General features: G+C 75.4%; 17 protein-coding genes. 1 reads left to right on the top strand and 16 read right to left on the bottom strand.

Going from position 1 to position 20424, the window contains the following annotated elements:
- Positions 1-39: 39 nt before the first annotated feature.
- The 11 genes from nuoI to BJP59_RS02665 form a co-directional block, all read right to left on the bottom strand.
- Entirely contained in the window at positions 40-771 is a 732-nt protein-coding gene (gene nuoI, locus BJP59_RS02715; RefSeq protein ID WP_076403183.1) for an NADH-quinone oxidoreductase subunit NuoI, read from the bottom strand.
- Positions 764-2176, bottom strand: coding sequence for an NADH-quinone oxidoreductase subunit NuoH (nuoH, locus tag BJP59_RS02710; RefSeq protein ID WP_168946164.1), 1413 nt, complete (start codon positions 2174-2176; stop codon positions 764-766). The genes nuoI and nuoH overlap by 8 nt, the downstream gene beginning before the upstream one ends.
- Positions 2173-4857, bottom strand: coding sequence for an NADH-quinone oxidoreductase subunit G (locus BJP59_RS02705; protein ID WP_194522139.1), 2685 nt, complete (start codon positions 4855-4857; stop codon positions 2173-2175). The genes nuoH and BJP59_RS02705 overlap by 4 nt, the downstream gene beginning before the upstream one ends.
- Positions 4857-6224 (bottom strand): NADH-quinone oxidoreductase subunit NuoF, encoded by a 1368-nt coding sequence (gene nuoF, locus BJP59_RS02700; RefSeq protein ID WP_051027979.1) that lies wholly within the window; start codon positions 6222-6224, stop codon positions 4857-4859. Before nuoF ends, BJP59_RS02705 begins: the two co-directional genes overlap by 1 nt.
- On the bottom strand, positions 6221-7105 hold the full coding sequence (gene nuoE, locus BJP59_RS02695; protein WP_194522138.1) for an NADH-quinone oxidoreductase subunit NuoE: 885 nt from the start codon (positions 7103-7105) through the stop codon (positions 6221-6223). The genes nuoF and nuoE overlap by 4 nt, the downstream gene beginning before the upstream one ends.
- Complete coding sequence (locus BJP59_RS02690) at positions 7102-8481, bottom strand: NADH-quinone oxidoreductase subunit D (protein WP_074808817.1); 1380 nt, start codon at positions 8479-8481, stop codon at positions 7102-7104. The genes nuoE and BJP59_RS02690 overlap by 4 nt, the downstream gene beginning before the upstream one ends.
- On the bottom strand, positions 8478-9254 hold the full coding sequence (locus BJP59_RS02685; RefSeq protein ID WP_021481793.1) for an NADH-quinone oxidoreductase subunit C: 777 nt from the start codon (positions 9252-9254) through the stop codon (positions 8478-8480). Before BJP59_RS02685 ends, BJP59_RS02690 begins: the two co-directional genes overlap by 4 nt.
- On the bottom strand, positions 9251-9802 hold the full coding sequence (locus BJP59_RS02680) for a NuoB/complex I 20 kDa subunit family protein (protein WP_021481794.1): 552 nt from the start codon (positions 9800-9802) through the stop codon (positions 9251-9253). Before BJP59_RS02680 ends, BJP59_RS02685 begins: the two co-directional genes overlap by 4 nt.
- Before the next feature lie 57 nt (positions 9803-9859).
- Positions 9860-10222: an NADH-quinone oxidoreductase subunit A gene (locus BJP59_RS02675; RefSeq protein ID WP_021481795.1), complete on the bottom strand. Its 363-nt coding sequence runs from the start codon at positions 10220-10222 to the stop codon at positions 9860-9862.
- Between the two features lie 121 nt (positions 10223-10343).
- Positions 10344-11645: a geranylgeranyl reductase family protein gene (locus BJP59_RS02670; RefSeq protein WP_228485243.1), complete on the bottom strand. Its 1302-nt coding sequence runs from the start codon at positions 11643-11645 to the stop codon at positions 10344-10346.
- Positions 11646-12039: 394 nt separating this feature from the next.
- The gene (locus tag BJP59_RS02665; RefSeq protein ID WP_086149607.1) at positions 12040-12735 is read right to left on the bottom strand and encodes a demethylmenaquinone methyltransferase; all 696 of its coding nucleotides are present in this window, start codon (positions 12733-12735) and stop codon (positions 12040-12042) included.
- A 63-nt stretch (positions 12736-12798) separates the two neighbouring features.
- On the opposite strand from BJP59_RS02665, the gene BJP59_RS02660 reads away from it, so the two are divergent.
- A complete protein-coding gene (locus BJP59_RS02660; RefSeq protein ID WP_061269253.1) occupies positions 12799-14163 on the top strand; it encodes an isochorismate synthase in 1365 nt (454 codons plus the stop codon).
- A 177-nt stretch (positions 14164-14340) separates the two neighbouring features.
- Here BJP59_RS02660 and BJP59_RS02655 read toward each other — a convergent pair whose 3' ends face one another.
- The 5 genes from BJP59_RS02655 to BJP59_RS02635 all read right to left on the bottom strand — a co-directional run bounded on the left by BJP59_RS02655 (position 14341) and on the right by BJP59_RS02635 (position 20403).
- A complete protein-coding gene (locus tag BJP59_RS02655; protein ID WP_194522137.1) occupies positions 14341-15990 on the bottom strand; it encodes a S1C family serine protease in 1650 nt (549 codons plus the stop codon).
- A 94-nt stretch (positions 15991-16084) separates the two neighbouring features.
- Positions 16085-17971, bottom strand: coding sequence for a 2-succinyl-5-enolpyruvyl-6-hydroxy-3-cyclohexene-1-carboxylic-acid synthase (gene menD / locus BJP59_RS02650; protein ID WP_194522136.1), 1887 nt, complete (start codon positions 17969-17971; stop codon positions 16085-16087).
- A complete protein-coding gene (locus BJP59_RS02645) occupies positions 17968-18966 on the bottom strand; it encodes an o-succinylbenzoate synthase (RefSeq protein WP_085388435.1) in 999 nt (332 codons plus the stop codon). Before BJP59_RS02645 ends, menD begins: the two co-directional genes overlap by 4 nt.
- A gap of 71 nt (positions 18967-19037) precedes the next feature.
- Positions 19038-19757, bottom strand: coding sequence for a DUF1345 domain-containing protein (locus BJP59_RS02640; RefSeq protein ID WP_051028631.1), 720 nt, complete (start codon positions 19755-19757; stop codon positions 19038-19040).
- 34 nt (positions 19758-19791) lie between these two features.
- On the bottom strand, positions 19792-20403 hold the full coding sequence (locus tag BJP59_RS02635) for a TetR/AcrR family transcriptional regulator (protein WP_085388436.1): 612 nt from the start codon (positions 20401-20403) through the stop codon (positions 19792-19794).
- Positions 20404-20424 lie beyond the last annotated feature (21 nt).

Raw genomic sequence — 20424 nt, 5'->3', positions numbered from 1 at the left:
CGAGGACCCAGAAGAGGACCGCCTCGCCGCCGCCCCCGATCACCGCGCGCCCTTCCGGGCCGACGGACGGGCGGACCGCCCGGACGGCTGCGTGACCCGCCGGACCTCCGGCTCGCGGCCCGCCGGCTCCGGCGGGAGCGTCGGGTCGTCCGGCCGGTGCTCGCGCACCCACTCCACCTGCTCGGCCACCGGTCCGCTCACCTCTCCGCGGTAGTACTCGGTGTCCGACGTCCCGGGCACCATCGGGTGCGGCGCGGCGAGCATGCCCTCGCGCAGCGGCGCGAGGAGGTCCTGCTTCTCCCAGATCATGCCCTCACGCGTCGGGCCGGCGAGCTCGTACTCGTTGGTCATCGTCAGCGCGCGCGTCGGGCACGCCTCGATGCACAGCCCGCAGAAGATGCAGCGCAGGTAGTTGATCTGGTAGACGCGGCCGTACCGCTCGCCGGGCGACATGTGGCCGCCGTCGGGCAGGTCGGCGTTGTCCGCGCCCTCGACGTAGATCGCGTCCGCGGGGCACGCCCAGGCGCACAGCTCGCACCCGATGCACTTCTCGAGCCCGTCGGGGTACCGGTTGAGCTGGTGCCGGCCGTGGTAGCGCGGCTTGGGCGGCACCTTCTGGCGCGGGTACTGCTCCGTCACGGTCGGCCGGAACATCGAGGAGAAGGTCACGCCGAACCCGGCGACGGGCGCGACGAGCTCGCGAAAGCCCTTCGCCTGCGGGCGGCGGACCTCGTACTCGCCCGGCCGGTCCGGCTTCTGGTCGTCAGCCACGGTCGACCTCCTTGTCGTGCGGTGTGTCGCGGGGAGCACCGGCACCCGGTGCGGACGTCCTGGCCGCGCCCGCGTCGTCGGGCACGAGGGCCCGACGGCGCGGCGAGGGCGGGAGCGACTGGCCGGGCAGCGGCGGGACGGGGAAGCCGCCGGCGAACGCGTCGAACGGCTCGGGCGCGGTGCCCGCGGCGCGCGGAGCGGCGCCGGGTGGCGCCTTCTTCTCGGGCCAGAACCAGACGACGACCACGACGACGAGCGCTATCGCGACCGCGATCCCGATGAACACGCGCAGGTCCACGTCGAGGAACTGGCGCACGGCCTGGGCGACGGCGAGCAGCACGAGCCACGCGAGCGCGAAGGGGATGAGGACCTTCCAGCCGAAGCGCATGAACTGGTCGTAGCGCAGGCGCAGCAGCGTGCCGCGCACCCACACGAAGAAGAACATGACGGCCCAGACCTTGACGAGGAACCAGAGGATGGGCCACCAGCCCTCGTTGAACATCCCGTCGTTGATCGCCGAGAGCGGCCACGGGGCCCGCCACCCGCCGAGGAACAGCGTCGTCGCGACCGCGGAGACGTTGAGCATGTTGATGTACTCCGCGAGGAAGAACCACGCGAACTTCATCGACGAGTACTCGGTCATGTACCCGGACACGAGCTCGCCCTCGGCCTCGGGGAGGTCGAACGGCAGGCGGTTCGTCTCGCCGACCATGGAGATCACGTAGATGACGAACGCCGGCAGGAGCGGGAGGAACCACCACAGCTGCGTCTGCGAGTCGACGATGCGCGAGGTCGACATCGACCCCGCCATGAGGAAGACGGAGACGAGCGACAGGCCCATCGCGAGCTCGTAGCTGATGACCTGGGCCGTCGAGCGGACCGACCCGAGCAGCGGGTACGTCGAGCCGGACGACCAGCCGCCGAGCACGATCCCGTACACGCCGAGCGACGCGCACGCGAGGATGTAGAGCGTCGCGACCGGGAAGTCGGTGAGCTGGGCGGGCGTCACGTAGTCCGTGAACGGGATCTGCACCTCGGGCCCGAACGGGATGACCGCGAACACGAGGAGCGCGCAGAACACGGAGATCATCGGCGCGAGCAGGTAGACGAACTTGTCGGCCGCCTTGACGGTGATGTCCTCCTTGAGCAGGAGCTTCATCGCGTCGGCGAGCGACTGCAGCAGGCCGAACGGGCCGTGCCAGTTCGGGCCGGGCCGCACCTGCATGCGGGCGACGACCTTGCGCTCGAACCAGATCGCGAAGAGCACGCTCGTCAGCAGGAAGACGAGGATGAGGACGGCCTTGACGAGGTACGTCCAGCCGTTGTCCTGCGAGAAGTTCGCCGTGATGCCAGGCACCGCCGGCGTCTCGGTGGCCAGCGCGTGGAGCGCGTGCAGGCCGCTCATGCGCCCTCCCCTCCGTCGGTGGTCCCCGGCTCGAGCCGGACGAGGTCGCCCGGCACCGCGCCGAGCGTGGCGTGCACGGACGACCCCGGCGAGCGCAGCGGCAGCCACACCACGTGGTCGACCATGTCGGTCACCACCACGGGGAGCGTGACCGCGCCCCGGTCGGTGACGACGCGCACGAGCTCGCCGTCGAACACGTCGACCGCGGCGGCCGTGGCCGCCGACAGGCGGGCCACGGGGCGCTTGGCCGTGCCGGCGAGGTACCGCTCGCCGTCCTGGCCGCGCGCGTCGTCGAGCAGGAGGCGCCAGCTCGCGAGGACCGCGGTCCCCGGCGCGACGGCGGGCGGCTCGGTCGCGTCGACCGTGGGCGCCGCGGCGCGCGCGCCGTCCCACGCGCCGTCGCCCACGAGCTGCTCGAGCTCGGCGCGCACGGCCTCGAGCGTCGGCAGGCCGAGCGGGGCGCCGGCGGCGTCCGCGAGCGCGTCGAGCACGCGGTGGTCGGGCATCGCGGTCGAGGCGAGCGCGGCCGGGAACGGGCGCACACGTCCCTCCCAGCTGACGAACGCCCCGGCCCGCTCCACGGGCGGGGCGACCGGGAGCACGACGTCGGCGTACTCCGTCACCGCCGAGCGCCGCACCTCGAGCGAGACGACGACGTCCGCTGCCTCGAGCGCGCGGCGCGCGTGCGCCGGGTCGGGCAGGTCGTCGAGCTCGAGCCCGCCCACGAGGATGCCCGCGAGCTGGCCGACCGAGAGCGCGTCGAGCATCTCCCCCAGGTCGCGGCCCGGCGCCGTGGGCAGCCCCGCGGGGTGGTCCTCGGTGGTCGCCGCGCCCCACACGGTCGCGACGTCCACGCGGGCCGCGGCGTCGGCGACCGGGCGTCCGCCCGGCAGGAGGTTGGGCAGCGTGCCCGCCTCGACGCCGCCGCGCTCGCCCGCTCGGCGCGGGACCCAGGCGAGACGTGCGCCCGTCGCGGCGACCGCGCGCAGCAGCGCGCTGTACCCGCCGGGCGTCGCGGCGAGCCGCTCGCCCACGAGGACGACCGCCCCCGGCTGGCGGAGCGCGTCGCTCGCGTCGGCGAGGACGTCGTCGGTGCCGCTCGCCTCGTCGAGCGTGCGGACCCGGTCGCCCGCGGCGATGCCGTCGAGCCACTCGGCCTCGGTGCCCGGGGCGGCGGGGAGCAGCGTGCCGTGCATGCGCTGCACGCCGCGCGACGCGAACGGCGCCACGGAGAACACGCGGACCCGGTGACGCAGCGCGCCCTTGCGCAGGCGCAGGAACGCGACGCCCGCCTCCTCCTCGGCCTCGAGGCCGACGAGCAGGACCGCGGGGGCCTTCTCGAGGTCGGGGAAGGTGACGCCGAGACCCGTGCCGGCCACGGCGTGCGCGAGGAAGTCCGCCTCCTCCGCGCTGTGCGCGCGGGCCCGGTGGTCGACGTCGTTCGTGCGCAGCCACGTGCGCGCGAGCTTGGCGTACGCGTAGGCGTCCTCGACCGTGAGCCGCCCGCCCGGCAGGACGCCGACCCCGCCCGCGTCGCGGGCCCGGGTCAGGGCGTCGGCCGCGACCTCGAGCGCCTCGGCCCACGAGGCCGGGCGCAGCTCGCCGCGCGTGACGGTCCCGTCGGGCGCGACCTCGCGGTCGCGCACGAGCGGGTGCGTGAGGCGGTCCGGCGCGGACTGCCACGTGAAGGCGAAGCGGTCCCGGTCGGTGATCCACTCCTCGTTGACCAGCGGGTCCTGGCCCGCGAGGCGGCGCAGCACGACGCCCCGGCGGTGGTCGACGCGGATCGCCGACCCGGACGAGTCGTGCTCGGCGACCGACGGCGTCGAGACCAGGTCGAACGGGCGGGACCGGAAGCGGTACGCCGCCCCCGTGAGCGCGCCGACCGGGCAGATCTGCACGGTGTTGCCGGAGAAGTACGACGCGAACGGGAGGCCCGCCTCGTCCTCCAGGGCCAGGCCCACCGGGCGGTCGCCGGGCGCCTGGCCCGCGGGCGGCGCGAAGTCGAGCACGGCCTCGTCGAAGCGCCCGATCTGCTGCGCGGCGCCACGCTTCTGCAGGTCGATGAACGCGTCGCCCGCGATCTCCTGGGAGAAGCGCGTGCACCGCTGGCACAGGACGCAGCGCTCGCGGTCGAGCAGGATCGTCGTCGAGACGGCGATCGGCTTGGGGAACGTGCGCTTCACGTCGACGAACCGGCTGGTCGCGCGCCCGTTGCTCATCGCCTGGTTCTGCAGGGGGCACTCGCCGCCCTTGTCGCACACCGGGCAGTCGAGCGGGTGGTTGATGAGCAGCAGCTCCATGATCCCGTGCTGCGCCTTGTCGGCGACCGGGCTCGTGCGCTGGGTCTTCACCACCATGCCCGGCGTCGCCTCGAGCGTGCACGACGCCTGCGGCTTCGGCATGGGTCGCACGTTGCCCTCGCGGTCGGGCGCCGCGACCTCGACGAGGCACTGGCGGCACGCCCCGGCGGGCTCGAGCAGCGGATGGTCGCAGAACCGCGGGATCTGGATCCCGATCTGCTCGGCCGCGCGGATCACGAGCGTGCCCTTGGGCACCGACATCTCGATGTCGTCGATCGTGAACGTCACCTGGTCCGCGGGGGCCGGGGGCTTGGCCGCGCCGCCCGAGGGCGCGACGGCCGAGGAGCCGGTGCCCGGGGCGGGGGTCGTGGTCGTCATCAGTGCACTCCTGCCGTCAGGACGCGGGCCGGGCGGGGCGTGTAGTCGAAGAGCGCCGAGGCCGCCGGGTCGAACGGGCAGCGGTGCTCCGTGATGTGCGCCTCGTACTCGTCGCGGAACAGCGCGATGCTGCTCGTGACGGGCGACGTGGCGCCGTCGCCGAGCGCGCAGAACGCGCGGCCCAGGATGTTGTCGCACGTGTCGAGGAGCAGGTCGAGGTCGGCCTCCGTGCCCTGGCCCGCCTCGATGCGCGCCAGGACCTGCTTCATCCAGTACGTGCCCTCGCGGCACGGCGTGCACTTGCCGCACGACTCGTGCGCGTAGAAGTCGGTCCACCGGCTCACGGCCCGCACGACGCACGTCGTCTCGTCGAAGAGCTGGAGCGCGCGCGTGCCGAGCATCGAGCCCGCCGCCGCGACCGACTCGTAGTCGAGCGGGGTGTCGAGGTGCGCGTCGGTGAACAGCGGCGTCGACGAGCCGCCCGGCGTCCAGAACTTCAGCGCCTTGCCCCCGCGCATCCCGCCCGCGAGGTCGAGCAGCTCGCGCAGCGTCGTGCCGAGCGGGGCCTCGTACTGCCCCGGCCGCGTCACGTGCCCGGAGAGCGAGAACAGGCCGACGCCGGCCGAGCGCTCCGTGCCCATCGAGGTGAACCAGTCCGCGCCGCGCGCGACGATCGACGGCACGCTCGCGATCGACTCGACGTTGTTGACGACCGTCGGGCGCGCGTACAGGCCCGCGACCGCGGGGAACGGCGGCTTGAGCCGCGGCTGCCCGCGGCGGCCCTCGAGCGAGTCGAGCAGCGCCGTCTCCTCGCCGCAGATGTACGCGCCGGCCCCGGCGTGGACCGTGACGTCGAGGTCGAAGCCCGACCCGAGCACGTCCTTGCCGAGGTAGCCCGCCTCGTACGCCTCCTCGACCGCGCGCAGCAGGCGGCGGTACACGTGCAGCACCTCGCCGCGCACGTAGATGAAGGCGTGCCGGCACCCGATCGCGTACGACGTGATCGCGACGCCCTCGACGAGCGCCTGCGGGCTCGCGAGCATGAGCGGGATGTCCTTGCACGTGCCCGGCTCGGACTCGTCCGCGTTGACGACGAGGTAGCGCGGGCCGCCGTCGGGCGCGGGCAGGAAGCCCCACTTCATGCCCGTGGGGAACCCGGCGCCGCCACGGCCGCGCAGGCCGGACGCCTTGACCGTCGCGACGACGTCGCCCGGGTCCTGCCCGAGCGCGGCGCGCAGGCCCGCGTAGCCGCCACGGTCCAGGTAGGACGCGAGCGTCCAGGACCGGTCCGCGTCCCACGTGTCCGACAGGACCGGGGTCAGCGGGTCCGGCGCCGGGCGGGTCTCGGTGCTCTGCTGCTCGCTCATGCGTCCGCTCCCTTCGACGGGTCGGGCTTCGTGCCGGGCGACTCTGCCTTGCCGCCGGGGTCGACGTCGGCGTCGGTCGTCGGCTTCCGCTCGGCGCTCGACTGCGCCTCGCCGACGTCGGGCGCACCGCCGGCGGGAGCGCCGCCGTCCGGGGCCGCCTCCGCGTCCGCCTCGCCGGTCGGGGCGGTCCAGCCGTGCTCGCGCGCGAGCCGCAGGCCGGCGAGGGTGGGCTCGCCCGCGCCGACGCCCTCGTCGGCGCGGCCGTCGGGGAAGCCGGCGAGCACGCGGCTCATCTGCTTGAACGTGCACACGCTCGCCGCGCCGCGCGTCGGGGCGACGGGCTCGCCGGCACGGAGCCGGTCCACGACGTCCGTCGCGCTGCCGGGGGTCTGGTTGTCGAAGAACTCCCAGTTGACCATCATCACGGGCGCGTAGTCGCAGGCCGCGTTGCACTCCACGCGCTCGAGCGTGATCGCGCCGTCCTCGGTGGTCTCGTCGTGCCCGACGCCGAGGTGGTCCGACAGCTCGTCGAAGATCGCGTCGCCGCCCATGATCGCGCACAGCGTGTTCGTGCAGACGCCCACGGTGTAGGTGCCGTTGGGGTGGCGCTTGTACTGGGTGTAGAACGTCGCGACGGCGGAGACCTCCGCGGCGGTGAGCCCGAGCTGCTCCGCGCAGAACAGGATGCCGTCGCGCGACACGTAGCCGTCCTCGGACTGCACGAGGTGCAGCATCGGCAGCAGCGCGGAGCGGGACTCGGGATAGCGCGCGACGATCTGCGCGGCGTCGGCGGCGAGGCGCGCCGTCGTCTCCGCGTCGTACCCGGGGCGGGCACGCCCGGCGGGCGTCCCGTCCGTCGCAGGTCCGGCGTCGATGGTCATCGGTCCACCCCTCCCAGCACCGGGTCCAGGGACGCGACCGCGACCACGACGTCGGCCACCTGGCCGCCCTCGCACATCGCCGCCACGGCCTGGAGGTTGTTGAACGACGGGTCGCGGAAGTGCGCCCGGTAGGGGCGCGTGCCGCCGTCGGACACGAGGTGCACCCCGAGCTCGCCGCGCGGGTGCTCCACGGTCTGCCACGCCTGCCCCACGGGGACCCGGAAGCCCTCGGTGACGAGCTTGAAGTGGTGGATCAGGGCCTCCATCGAGGAGCCCATGATCTCCTTGATGTGCTCGAGCGAGTTGCCCTGGCCGTCGCTCCCGATCGCGAGCTGCGCGGGCCACGCGATCTTGCGGTCGCCGACCATGACGGGCTGACCCGCCGTCGCCTCGAGGCGGTCCAGGCACTGCGCGACGATGTGCAGCGACTGGTAGCACTCCTCGAGCCGCAGCACGACGCGGTCGTAGCAGTCGGCGCCCGTCGCGGTCGGGACGTCGAAGTCGTACGTCTCGTAGCCGCAGTACGGGTCGGACTTGCGCACGTCGTACGGGTGGCCCGTCGAGCGCAGCACCGGTCCGGTGACGCCGAGCGCCATGCAGCCCGCGAGGTTGAGGTGCCCGACCCCGACGAGGCGCCCCTTGAAGATGGGGTTGGCGAGCATGAGGTCGCCGAGCTGGCCGAGGTAGCGGCGCACGAGCGGGTCCGCCCGGCGTACCTGCTCGACGAGGTCCGGCGGCACGTCCTGCGCGACGCCGCCCGGGCGGACGTACGCGTGGTTCATGCGCAGCCCCGTGACCGCCTCGAAGATCCGCAGGATCTCCTCCCGCGCGGTGAACGCGATGGTCATGACGGTCGTCGCGCCCATCTCGTTGCCGCCCGTGCCGAGGCACACGAGGTGGGACGCGATGCGGTTGAGCTCCATCATCAGCACGCGGATGACGCTGGCCCGCTCGGGCACGTCGTCCGTGATGCCGAGGAGCTTCTCGACCGCGAGGCAGTACGCCGTCTCCTGGAACAGCGGCGCGAGGTAGTCCATGCGGGTGCAGAACGTGACGCCCTGCGTCCACGTCCGGAACTCCATGTTCTTCTCGATGCCGGTGTGGAGGTAGCCGATGCCGCAGCGCGCCTCGGTGACCGTCTCGCCGTCGATCTCGAGCATGAGGCGCAGCACGCCGTGCGTCGACGGGTGCTGCGGACCCATGTTGACGACGATGCGCTCCTCGCCGAGCGCGGCGGCCGCGACGGCGCTCTCCGCGATCTCGGCCCAGTCGCCGCCGGACGCCTCGAAGCTCGGGACGCCGGGGTCGAAGTCGCCGACGGGCGGACGGGTGGCGTGCGGGGCGCCGCCGGGGGCGCCGGTGGTGTGCGTGCTCACGAGTACGACCTCCTCGTGTCGGGCGGGGGCACGGTCGCGCCCTTGTACTCGACGGGGATCCCGCCGAGCGGGTAGTCCTTGCGCTGCGGGTGGCCCGGCCAGTCGTCGGGCATCTCGATGCGCGCGAGCGACGGGTGGCCGTCGAAGACGATGCCGAAGAAGTCCCACGTCTCGCGCTCGTGCCAGTCGTTCGTCGGGTAGACGGACGTCGTGGTCGGCACGTGCGGGTCCGCGTCGGGCACCGACACCTCGAGCCGCAGCCGCCGGCCGTGGGTGATCGAGGTCAGGTGGTAGACGGCGTGCAGCTCGCGGCCGACGTCGTGCGGGAAGTGCACGCCGCTCACGCCCAGGCTCAGCTCGAAGCGCAGGTCCTGGTCGTCGCGCAGCGCCCGGCACACCTCGACGAGGTGGTCGCGGTGGACGTGCAGCGTCAGCTCGGCGTGCGCGCCGGGCGGGTCGACGACGACGCGCTCGACCGCGGCGTCGAACGCGACGCCGGAGGCCTCGAGCACCTCGGCGAGGACGTCCACGACCTCGTCGAACCAGCCGCCGTAGGGGCGCGCGCTCGCGCCCGGCATCGCGACGGGCTGCACCAGGCCGCCGTAGCCGGACGTGTCGCCCGAGCCGTGGACGCCGAACATGCCCTCGCGGACCTCGACGACCTCGAGCGTGCGGGGCGCCCCGGCACCGGTCACGAGGTCGGCAGACCGGGGGCCGTTCACCTCCTCCGGCTGCGGCACCGGCGTGCCGGCGCCGCTCTTCTCGTCCGTCACCGCAGCAGCCCCTTCATCTGGAACGTGGGCGTCGCCTCGAGCGCCGCCGCCTCGGCGGCGCGCGCCGCCTCCTTGCGGTTCACGCCGAGCGGCTCGTGCTGGATCTGGTCGTGCAGCGCGAGGATCGCGTTGATGAGCATCTCCGGCCGCGGCGGGCAGCCGGGCAGGTAGATGTCGACCGGGACGACGTGGTCGACGCCCTGGACGATCGCGTAGTTGTTGAACATGCCGCCGCTCGACGCGCACACGCCCATGGACAGGACCCACTTGGGCTCGCTCATCTGGTCGTAGACCTGTCGCACGACCGGCGCCATCTTCTGGCTCACGCGCCCGGCCACGATCATGAGGTCCGCCTGGCGCGGCGACGCGCGGAAGACCTCCATGCCGAAGCGCGACAGGTCGAACCGCGACGCGCCCGCCGCCATCATCTCGATGGCGCAGCACGCGAGGCCGAAGGTCACGGGCCACAGCGACGCCTTGCGCAGGTACCCCGCGAGGTCCTCGATCGTGGTGAGCAAGAAGCCCGAGGGAGCTTCCTCGATCCCCATGGTGTCTCTCCTAGTTCTCTCGCCGGTGCCCGCCGGGGCCCCCGCTGGGTGCCACCGTCAGTCCCACTCGAGGCCGCCGCGGCGCCACTCGTAGACGAACGGGACGGTGATGAGCGCGAGGAACGCGAGCATCGCCACCAGCCCGAACGTCGCGAGCGTCGCGAAGTCGACGGCCCACGGGTAGAGGAAGACGACCTCGATGTCGAAGACGATGAACGTCATCGCGACGAGGTAGTACTTGATCGGGAAGCGCCCGCCGCCGACGGCGTGGGGCGTGGGCTCGATGCCGCACTCGTAGGCGTCGAGCTTGGCACGGTTGTACCGCTTGGGGCCGATGACCGCGCTCGCGGCGACGCCGCCGAGCGCGAGCACGGCGGCCACGCCCATGAGGACGAGCAGCGGGACGTACGGGTTGGTCATCGTCGACTCCTCGAGTGGGGGCTCGGGACGGGTCTCCCCGGACGGCGTCGTCCGGGTCCGCGGTCAGGTGGTGCGAGTGCCGGCGCTGCGTGGTGCGCGCTTGCCGGCCCACCTCGTGGGCTCATGACGATGGCACCACCCTGGTCAGCCCGGCGATGACGCGGTCGACCCAGTCGCCGCCGCGGGGCTCGTAGCAGTCCGACAGGAGCTTGAGGACGAACCGCATGACGACCGGGCGCGGGAGCCCGTAGCGCGTGCAGATCCGCATGATCTCGGGGTGCTCGATGAGCTTCACGAAGTACCGGCCGAGCGTGTAGTAGCCGCCGAGCTCGCGCCGCATGAGGCGCGGGTACGTCTGCAGCGCACGCTCGCGCCCCGCGTCGGTGAGGCGCACGCGGGACTGGGCCACGACGTCGGCCGCGGCCCGACCGGCCTGCATCGCGTAGGCGATGCCCTCGCCGTTGAACGGGCTGACCATGCCGCCCGAGTCCCCGACGAGCAGCACGCCGCGCGTGTACAGCGGCGTGCGGTTGAAGCCCATGGGAAGCGCCGCGCCGCGCACCGGGGCGAGCCGGTTCTCCTCCGTGAACTCCCACTCGGGGGGCGCGTTGCGCATCCAGGTGGCGAACAGGTCCTTGTAGTCGACGTTGGCCGCGGACTGCCGCGCGGGCGTCGAGCTCACCGAGCCGAGGCCGACGTTCGCCGTGCCGTCGCCGAGCGAGAAGATCCAGCCGTAGCCCGGCAGCAGGTTCGACTCGCGGGGCTTGCCGTCCCACAGCTCGAGGTGGGACTCCATCCACGGGTCGTCGTGGCGGGGCGTGCGGAAGTAGGTCCGGACGGCGACGCCGATCGGGCGGTCCTCGCGCCGCGCGAGGCCGAGGGCGAGCGCGAAGCGGGACGAGACGCCGTCGGCCGCGATGACGACGGGCGCCCGGTAGGTGACCTCGTCCCCGGCGCGCCGGCCCTTCTCGTCCACGGGGCGCGCCGTGACGCCGACGACGCGGCCCGTGCGCTCGTCGAGGACGGGGCCGGTGACGGCGGTGCGCTCGAGCAGCTTGGCGCCGGTGCGCTGCGCGTGCTCGGCGAGCGTGCGGTCGAACGAGTGGCGCGCGCGGGCCATGCCGTAGCTGGGGTACGACGCGAGGTCCGGCCACGCGAGCTCCCACGAGCGGCCGCTCGCGACGACGCGCAGCCCGCGGTTGCGGATCCAGCCGTCCTCGGCGCGCGTGGGGACGCCCATGCGCACGAGCTCGGCGACCGCGCGCGGCGTCAGGCCGTCGCCGCAGATCTTGTCGCGCGGGAAGGCGGACTTCTCGAGGAGGAGGACGCTCAGGCCCGCGGCGGCGCAGTAGTGGGCGGCCGCGGAACCGGCCGGGCCGGCGCCCACGACGATCACGTCGGCGTCGTCGAGCCTCGCGCCCACCGTGCCCACCTCGCCGTCCCGTCGTCGGAGTCCTCGTGCGATGCTCCACCGTGGCCCGGCTCGGGACACGGTGCACCCACTGTCCTTGTGAAGTCGGTCACAATGGACACCGCTACTCTAGTCACTGCGGACGGGAGATGTGTAGCAAGGCGACCCTTCCCTGGGAGATCCTGTGACGAAGGTCCCGGCACGCGGCGACGCCCGACCCTGGGGACGAGGACTCGCGGGCAAGGGGGCCGGCGCCACGATGGCCTAGCCTCCCGCGCGTCCGCGCCCGCCCGGGGCACCGTCGTCCCAGGTCAGCGCCGCGCACGCGTGCCGACGCGGCCGCGCGCCGCCGGGGTCGCCGAGAAGGCCCCGCGCGGCACGCGCGGGGCCTCGTCCTGGTGTGGCGTCAGGCCGGGCGCACGCCCCGGTGCAGCGCGACGATCCCGCCGGAGAGGTTGCGGTAGGCGACCTTCTCCCAGCCCGCGCGCAGCAGGAGACGGCCCAGGCCCTGCTGGTCCGGCCACGCGGCGATCGACTCGGCGAGGTACTCGTACGACCCGCCCTCGCGCGTCACCGCCGAGGCGATGCGCGGCAGCGCCTGGACCAGGTACTCCTGGTACAGGACGCGGAACGGCGCCCACGTGGGGGTCGAGAACTCGCAGATCACCACGCGCCCGCCCGGCCGCACGACGCGCAGCATCTCGCGCAGCGCCCCCGCGGTGTCGACGACGTTGCGCAGCCCGAACGAGATCGTCACCGCGTCGAACGTGCCGTCGGCGAACGGGAGCCGCGTCGCGTCCCCGGCGACGAACGGGAGGTCCGGGCGGCGCTCCTTGCCGACCTGGAGCATGCCGATGGAGAAGTCGCACGGGACGACGCGCACGCCGTCGTCGGCGAACGGCTCCGAGGACGTGCCCGTCCCGGCCGCCAGGTCGAGCACCTTCTCGCCCGGCAGCGCACCGACCGCGCGGACCGTCGCCCGGCGCCACGCGCGGTCCTGCCCGAGCGACAGGATGTCGTTGGTCAGGTCGTACCGGGAGGCGATCCCGTCGAACATCGACGCGACCTCGGAGGGCTTCTTGTCCAGGTTGGCACGGGGCATGGCGCCCATGCTTCCACGTCCCCGCGCCCGCGGTCGCACCGCCGCGGCTTACGCTGGGAGGCGATGAGCGCAGAACCGTCGGCCACGGCCGCACAGCCCCACCCGCTGGTCGTGAGGACCACCCGGATCCCCGACCTGCCCGGCGGCCTCGACGCCCTCGTCGACCTCCTGCCGGACACGCGGCCCCTCGCGTGGGTGCGCCGCGGCGACGGGATCGTCGGCTGGGGCGAGGCGCTGCGGCTCGAGACGTGGGGCCCCGGCCGGTTCGCCGACGCCGAGGCCGCGTGGCACGAGACGCTCGCGCGCGCGGTCGTGCGCGACGAGGTGGGCCTGCCCGGCACGGGCCCCGTCGCGTTCGGCTCGTTCGCGTTCGACGACTCCGCGCCGGGCGACGACGCGCACGACCCGGTGCGGGCCGGCGGGGTCCTCGTCGTGCCGCGCGTCGTCGTCGGGCGACGTGACGGCCACGCGTGGCTCACGACGGTCGACACCGCCGGCTCCCTGTCCTCCTCCCCCACGGACGCCCTGCGCCGCACGCCGCGCGAGCCCGTGCGCGCGCCGGGCGAGGTGGCGTGGCACGACGGCGCGCTCGGCGCCGACGACTGGGCCGCCGTCGTCGCGGAGGGCGTCGAGCGCATCCGCTCGGGCGCGCTGGAGAAGGTGGTGCTCGCGCGCGACGTCGTCGCCCACACGAGCGAGCCCGTGGACCCGCGCTGGCTGCTCGCGCGCCTCGCCTCCGCCTACGAGGCGTGCTGGACGTTCTCGGTCGACGGGCTCGTCGGCGCGACCCCCGAGCTGCTCGTCCGCAGCGAGAAGGGCCTCGTGACGTCCCGCGTGCTCGCCGGCACGATCCGGCGCGGCGGCCTGTCCGACGACGAGGCGCTCCTGCGGGCCGCGCAGCTCGCCCGGTCGTCGAAGGACCTGGAGGAGCACGAGTACGCGGTCCGGTCCGTCGCGCAGGCGCTCGCCCCGTTCTGCTCGTCGATGAACGTCCCCGACTCCCCGTTCGTGCTGCACCTGCCGAACGTCATGCACCTCGCGTCCGACGTGACGGCCGTCCTCGCGCGCGGCGCGAGCGCGCCCGGGACGTCGGGCGGCGCCGCGGCCGGGCCGACGAGCCTGGCGCTCGCGGCGGCGCTGCACCCCTCCGCGGCGGTGTGCGGCACGCCGACGGTCGTCGCGCGCGACCTCATCCGCGAGATCGAGGGCATGGACCGCGGACGGTACGCCGGCCCGGTCGGGTGGCTGGGCGCCGACGGCGACGGCGAGTGGGGCATCGCGCTGCGCTCGGCCGAGCTGTCGGGCACCGACCCGCGCTCGGTGCGGCTCTTCGCCGGGTGCGGCATCGTCGCGGCGTCCGACCCGGCGGCCGAGGTCGCCGAGTCCGAGGCGAAGCTCGAGCCGATGCGCTACGCGCTCGGCGCCTGACGCGCCGGTCCCGCACGACCGGCACCGCACGGCAACGCCCCAGGACGACGACGAGCGGCCGGCACGGAGATCCGTGCCGGCCGCTCGGTGCGGTGGGCCGCCGGGGCGGGGACGTCCCCGACGGCCCACCGTCCCGCCACGGTCAGAGGAGGTGGCGGGACGGGGTGCGGCGCCAGCTCAGCCCTGGCCGCCGAAGAACCAGTCGAACGGGTTCGGGACGTTGCCCGGGTCGGTCGGGTCGCCCTGCTGGCCCTGGTCGCCCTGCTGGCCGCCCTGGTCGCCCTGGCCGGGGAGCTGCCCCTGGCCGTCCTGGCCCGGCGTCTGCCCCTGGCCGTCCTGCGACCCCTGGCCGGTGGTCTCGTCGTCCGCCGGGCGCGTCGCGAGAGTGACGTCGAGCTCGAGCGTCTTGCCGTCGCGGACGACGGTGAGCTTCGACTCGGCGCCCGCGGCCCGCTCGCGCACGAACGCGGTGAGCGACTCCGCCCCGCCGACCGGGTGGCCGTCGATGGCGACGATCACGTCGCCCGAGCGGATGCCCGCGTCGGCGGCCGGCGAGCCGTCGGTCACCTCCTGGACCTCGGCGCCGCGGCGCGTGACGCCGTCGGCCGTCGCGGTCGCGTCGGCGAGCGTCACGCCGAGGAACGCGTGCTCCGCGGTCCCGTTGTCGACGAGCTGCTGACCGATCGTCTTGGCGAGGTTCACCGGGATGGCGAACCCGAGGCCGATCGAGCCGGACTGGCCACCGCCGCTCGACAGCGTCGCGATCGACGACGTGATGCCGATGACCCGGCCCTGCGCGTCGAACAGCGGGCCGCCGGAGTTGCCCGGGTTGATCGCGGCGTCGATCTGGATCGCGTTGGTGACGACGGACGTGCCGCCGCCCTCGCCGGACGCGGACACCGGGCGGTCGACGGCCGACACGATGCCGGTCGTGGCCGTGTTCGCGAGGCCGAGCGGGTTGCCGACCGCGAGGACCGACTCGCCGACGGTCACGTCGTCGGAGTCGCCGAGCGTCGCGGGCTGGAGGTCGTCGGGGGCGTCGACGAGCTGCACGACGGCGAGGTCCGTCGCCGGGTCGAGCCCGACGATCTTCGCGTCGAACAGGCGGCCGTCGCTGAGCGTGACCTGGACGGTGTCGTTCTCGGCGCCGGACACCACGTGGTTGTTCGTCACCACGTGGCCCTTGTCGTCGATGATGACGCCGGAGCCCTCGGCCCCGCCCTGCGGGGTCTGGACCTGGATCGCCACGACCGACGGCGCGACGGCCTTGGTCACGGCCTCCCAGTCGGGGTTCTGCGACGACGAGTCGGCGACGGGCGCGGCCGACGTCTCGTGCTGCTGGCCGACGTCGGCGAGCGACGCGGAGTCCTGGTCGGCGCCGAACGCGCCGGTGAGGCCGGCGGTGCCGACGCTCGCGAGGAGCGCCGCGGCGGCCGCGGCGCTGACGACCGGCACCCAGGTGCGGCGGCGCTGCGGGGCGCCGCTCTCCCCGGCGGCGGCCGGGGCCGGCGGTGCGGGCGGCGGGCCGAAGCTGCCGGACGGCGTGTGCGCGCCGGGGGCGGGCGCGCCCTGCGCGGGTCGCGCGTACGGGTTCGCCGGCGCAGCGCTGGGCGTGTGCCCCGCGGGTGCGGTGGCGTGGCCCGTCGGGGCGGGCTGCGGCGTCGTGAGGTGCTGCACGGGGTGCGGCGGGAGCGGCTGCGTCGGGTGGCCGGTCGGGTGCGCCGACGGCTGGGCCGGTGCCTGCTCGCCCGCGGTCGCGGCCGGCAGCGGCTGCGTGGCGTCGGGCGTCGGGACGGGGGTGGGCTCGGTGCCCGGGGTGTTCGTCATGGTGGGCCTCCTTCTTCTGCCCACTACTTCACACCGCCGCGCTTGAACGACGCTTGAACGAACCTGGGAGTCTGCTGCGAGTTTTTCGCGCCCCTCAGCCGCCCGTGGACAGCGCCGCGCGCACCGCCGCCCGGACGTCGTCCGCCAGGACCAGGCCGTCGCGACGGCGGTCCGCGCGCCCGACACGCACCTCGAGGACCTGGACGCCGTGGCTCGGCGCCGCGAGCGCGTGCCGCAGCGAGGGGACGTCCTGGACGAGCTGGTGGTCCACCCCGTACCCGGCGCACAGCGGCGCGAGGTGCGCGCCGTGCGGCGTCGCGAAGACGCGCTCGAACGTGCGGCGCGCGCCCTCGGACGACTCCCCCAGCGCCCCGGGCTCGAGCCCCGCGAAGATCGCGCCGCCGTCGTCGTTCACGACGACGAGCTGGAGGTCCGCGTGCGGCTCGTCCGGTCCGCGCAGCAGCCCGCCGACGTCGTGGAGGAAGGTGAGGTCGCCGAGCAGCGCGCGGGTGCGCCGGTGGCCGCGGCCCGTCGCGAGGGCCGCGCCGAGCGCCGTCGACACGGTGCCGTCGATGCCCGCGAGGCCGCGGTTGGCGAGCACGCGCGGGCCGGGCCCGTCGAGGCCGAGCACGAGGCCCAGGTCGCGCACCGGGCTCGACGAGCCGATCACGAGCAGGTCGTCCGGGCCGCCCGCCGCGGCGACCGCGCGCGCGACGCTCGGGCCGTCGGTCCGGGCCCCGTCGGTCGCCGCCGCGACGACGGCCGCCGCCGCGGCCGACGCCGTCCCCCAGCGCTCGGCCCAGCCCGTGGCGGGCGCGGGCTCGAGCCACCCCGCGGGCACCACGGGGAGCACGGTCGAGGCGTTGCGCGCGGCGTCGGGCCAGGGGCGCGAGCCCGGTGCCACGACGGTCACCGCGACGTCCCCGCGCCCGAGGAGCCGCTGCACCGGCCGCGAGAGCGTGGGCCGCCCCAGCACGACGACGTGCTCCACGTCGTCCACGAGCGCGTCCACCCCGAGCACGAGCGGGTGCGCGACGACGAGGCGCGAGCCGCCCGCCGCCCCGGACGACGGCTCGGCGAGCAACGGCCAACCGCGCGCCTCGGCGAGGTCGCGCGCGACGGGACCCGCGCCGTCGCCCGCGACGACGACCGTCCGCTCGCCGGGCACCGGCAGCGCGACGGGGGCGACCGGCGTGCCGAGCGGCTCCGTGACGTCGCCCGGCGCGACGGCGGTCGGCACAACCGCGGAGGCGGCCGGCACGACGACGACCGGGCGGACACCGGGGAGGTCCGGGTCGGGTGCGGCGGGCGCGGTGGGCCCGGCGAGCGCGGCGTCGGGAGGAGCGCCGGGCAGGCCGACGGGCACGAGCGGCTCGCGGTACGCGAGGTCGAGGTGCACCGGGCCGGGGTGCCCCGAACGTGCGCCCACGGCCTCGGCGAGCGCGCGCGCCGCGACGGCGAGGAGGTCGCGGACCTCGCCCGGGCGGCCGTCGGGCGCCGGGACGTCCGCGGCGAACCGCGTCGCGGGGCCGAAGATCCCGGCCTGGTGGGTCGTCTGGTTCGCGCCCGTGCCGCGCAGCTCGTGCGGCCGGTCGGCGGTGAGCAGCACGAGCGGGACGCCCGTGTGGTGCGCCTCGAGCACCGCGGGGTGCAGGTTCGCGACGGCCGTCCCCGACGTCGTGACGACCGCGACGGGCCGGGGCAGCGCGACGCCGCCGCGCACGAGCGGCCCCGCGCCGCGCGAGAGCCCGACGGCGAGGAACCCGGCCGCGCGCTCGTCGACGCGCACGTGCAGCGTGAGGTGGCCGAGCTCGGCCGCCGCCGCGAGCGCGTACGCGAGCGGGGCGCTGCGCGACCCGGGGGCGAGCACGACGTCCGCGACGCCCTCGAGCGCGAGGCGGTGCACGAGCGCGAACGCGCTGCGCACGGCGGGCGGCTGGGCGTCCAGGCCGTCGAGCAGCGGGTCGGGGGCGGCGCTCATCGCACGCCCCCGGCGGCCACGAGGCCGGCGACGCGGTCGAGCCGCGCGCGCCACCGCCGGTCGGTGCCCGGGTCGGGCGCGGTCGCCGCGAGCGCCTCCGCGCTCGGCGCGGGGCGGGCCACGGGCAGGGCCCCGTCGACGGGCACGAGCGGCGCGGCCACGACGTCGGCGGCGAACAGGTTCACGGTCGCGAGGCCGCACGCGTACGGCAGCGCGGGGAGCGCGGCGGCGAGCGCGACGCCCGCGGCGATGCCGACCGACGACTCGAGCGCCGACGACACGACGACGGGCAGCCGCACCTGCTCGGCGAGGTCGAGGCACGCGCGCACGCCGCCGAGCGGCTGCACCTTGAGCACCACGACGTCGGCCGCGTCCGCGCGCACGACGGCGAGCGGGTCCTCGGCGCGCCGGATCGACTCGTCCGCGGCGACGGGCACGGCGGTGTCGCCGCGCTGGCCGCGCCGCACGGCCGCGAGACCGGCCACGTCGGGGCACGGCTGCTCGACGTACTCGAGGCCGCCCGCCGCGCGGTCGAGGTGCGGGAGGCGGCGCAGCGCCTCCTCGGGGTCCCAGGCGCCGTTCGCGTCGACGCGCACCCGACCGCCCGGGCCGAGCGCGTCGCGCACGGCCTCGAGGCGCGCGACCTCGGCGTCGAGGGGTTCGAGCGTGCCGTCGGGCCCGCGCTGCGCGACCTTGACCTTGGCGGTGCGGCACCCGCCGGACGCGGCGACGAGCTCCCGGGCGCGGTCGGGCCCGACCGCGGGGACGGTGACGTTCACGGGGACCCGGTCGCGGACGGGGGCGGGCCAGCCGTCGTCGGCCGCCTCGTGCGCGGCGCGCAGCCAGGAGGCGGACTCGGCGTCGTCGTAGTCCCAGAAGGGCGAGAACTCGCCCCAGCCGGCGTCTCCGCGCAGGAGGACGCCGTCGCGCGCGTCGAGCCCGCGGAACCGGGTGGTGAGTCGGGTGCGGTAGACGACGGCGCGGGAGTCGGGCACGCGCCCAGGCTATGCCACGCGTCGTCGTCGGCCCGCGGCACCGACGCGGGCACGGCCGCAGCGCGCGGCCCTCACGCGTTGACGAGCACCACGACGACGAGGGCGACGATCACGGCGTTGAACGCGAACGCGACGACGGCGTGGGTCGTGACCATCCGGCGCGTGACGGAGTCGAGCACCGTGACGTCGGCGGTCGAGAAGGTCGTGCTCACGCCCGCCGCGAGGTACACGTAGTCGGCGTAGGCGCGCGGTCCCTCGCCGGGGAAAGCGAACCCGAGGCCGTCGCCGGCCGCGACGTCGCGGCGGGCGTAGTGCACGGTGTGGGACACGAGCACCGCGACCCACGACACGACGATGACCGCGACGCCGAGCACGGTCAGCGCGGGGGCCGCGGCCCACGCGACGCCCTGGGCCAGGGCGAACCCGACGAGCAGCGCCATGACCGCGAACTGGACGGACCACGCGGTCGACCCTCCTCCGAGGAGCAGCGTGCGGACGCGGCCGCGCCCGTCGGGGTGCGCTCGCAGCAGGGCCCGCTCGAGCTCGGGGCCGCGGCGCCCGGCGAACGCGACGCACGTCAGCGTGCAGGAGAGCCCGGCGAGCACGACCCACACGAGGAGGCCCGCCGCCACGGGGACCGTCCGGTCGTCGAGGCCGAGCGGGCCCTCCGCGAGGAGCACGACGACCGGGCCGGTCACGAGCGCGACGACGGTCGAGACGAGGGTCCGCGTGGTCTCGGGGACGAGGCGGTCGCGCAGGGCGGGTCGGGCGGTGGACGGGCGTCGGGTCATGGGCCGGGAGGCTACCCGGCGGCGGCGCCCGTCCTCAGCGCGGTCCGGGTGCCACGAGCTCGCCGACGAGGCGGACCGCGAGCGCCCGCACGTCACGTCCCTCGCTCAGCGCGCTCACGGCGGCGCCGTCGACGACCGCGACGAGGAGCGACGCCGCGACGTGGCCGAGGCCCCGCACGGCGAGGAGCTGCGCGACGGCGTCGTCCAGACCCTGCCGACCCATCCCGTAGGCCCGGGCGAGCGCCGGGTAGCGGCCGGCGCCGACGAGGTGCTCGTAGAAGCCCCGCAGCTCGCTCTCCCCGCCGGGCGGCAGGACGGCGTCCACGAGGACGCGCGCGTCCTCCCGAGCCCGGTCCCCGCCCTGTGCCGCGCGCTCGGCGGCGCCGTGCGCGTGCTCCGCCCACCCGGTGACGATGAGCTCGCCGGCCGCCCCCATGAGGTCGTCGAGGCCGGTGAAGTAGTAGGTGGTGGCGGCGAGCGGGACGTCGGCGCGCGTCGCGACGGCGCGGTGGGTCACCGCCGCGGGGCCGTCCTGGAGGATGAGGTCCGCGGCGGCGCGGACGATCGCGTCCCGGCGCGCGACACCGCGCGCCTGGCGCCGCGGTGCGGGTCGTCGGTCGGCGGTCTCGGTCGGCGTCGTCCCCACCCGCACACCGTAGGGCACCGG

Origin of the sequence: Cellulosimicrobium sp. JZ28, from assembly GCF_015327065.1 — a bacterium.
Taxonomy (GTDB): domain Bacteria; phylum Actinomycetota; class Actinomycetes; order Actinomycetales; family Cellulomonadaceae; genus Cellulosimicrobium; species Cellulosimicrobium funkei.
Note: the sequence above shows the minus strand (reverse complement) of the source record. Positions and strands in the feature narration are given on the sequence as shown.

Excerpts from the sequence above, each read along its gene's own strand:
- nuoF (WP_051027979.1), bottom strand. The coding sequence starts at position 6,224 with ATGAGCGAGCAGCAGAGCACCGAGACCCGCCCGGCGCCGGACCCGCTG.
- BJP59_RS02655 (WP_194522137.1), bottom strand. The coding sequence starts at position 15,990 with ATGACGAACACCCCGGGCACCGAGCCCACCCCCGTCCCGACGCCCGAC.
- BJP59_RS02660 (WP_061269253.1), top strand. The coding sequence starts at position 12,799 with ATGAGCGCAGAACCGTCGGCCACGGCCGCACAGCCCCACCCGCTGGTC.
- nuoE (WP_194522138.1), bottom strand. The coding sequence starts at position 7,105 with ATGACCATCGACGCCGGACCTGCGACGGACGGGACGCCCGCCGGGCGT.
- nuoH (WP_168946164.1), bottom strand. The coding sequence starts at position 2,176 with ATGAGCGGCCTGCACGCGCTCCACGCGCTGGCCACCGAGACGCCGGCG.
- BJP59_RS02675 (WP_021481795.1), bottom strand. The coding sequence starts at position 10,222 with ATGACCAACCCGTACGTCCCGCTGCTCGTCCTCATGGGCGTGGCCGCC.
- menD (WP_194522136.1), bottom strand. The coding sequence starts at position 17,971 with ATGAGCGCCGCCCCCGACCCGCTGCTCGACGGCCTGGACGCCCAGCCG.
- BJP59_RS02640 (WP_051028631.1), bottom strand. The coding sequence starts at position 19,757 with ATGACCCGACGCCCGTCCACCGCCCGACCCGCCCTGCGCGACCGCCTC.
- BJP59_RS02705 (WP_194522139.1), bottom strand. The coding sequence starts at position 4,857 with ATGACGACCACGACCCCCGCCCCGGGCACCGGCTCCTCGGCCGTCGCG.
- BJP59_RS02680 (WP_021481794.1), bottom strand. The coding sequence starts at position 9,802 with ATGGGGATCGAGGAAGCTCCCTCGGGCTTCTTGCTCACCACGATCGAG.
- BJP59_RS02665 (WP_086149607.1), bottom strand. The coding sequence starts at position 12,735 with ATGCCCCGTGCCAACCTGGACAAGAAGCCCTCCGAGGTCGCGTCGATG.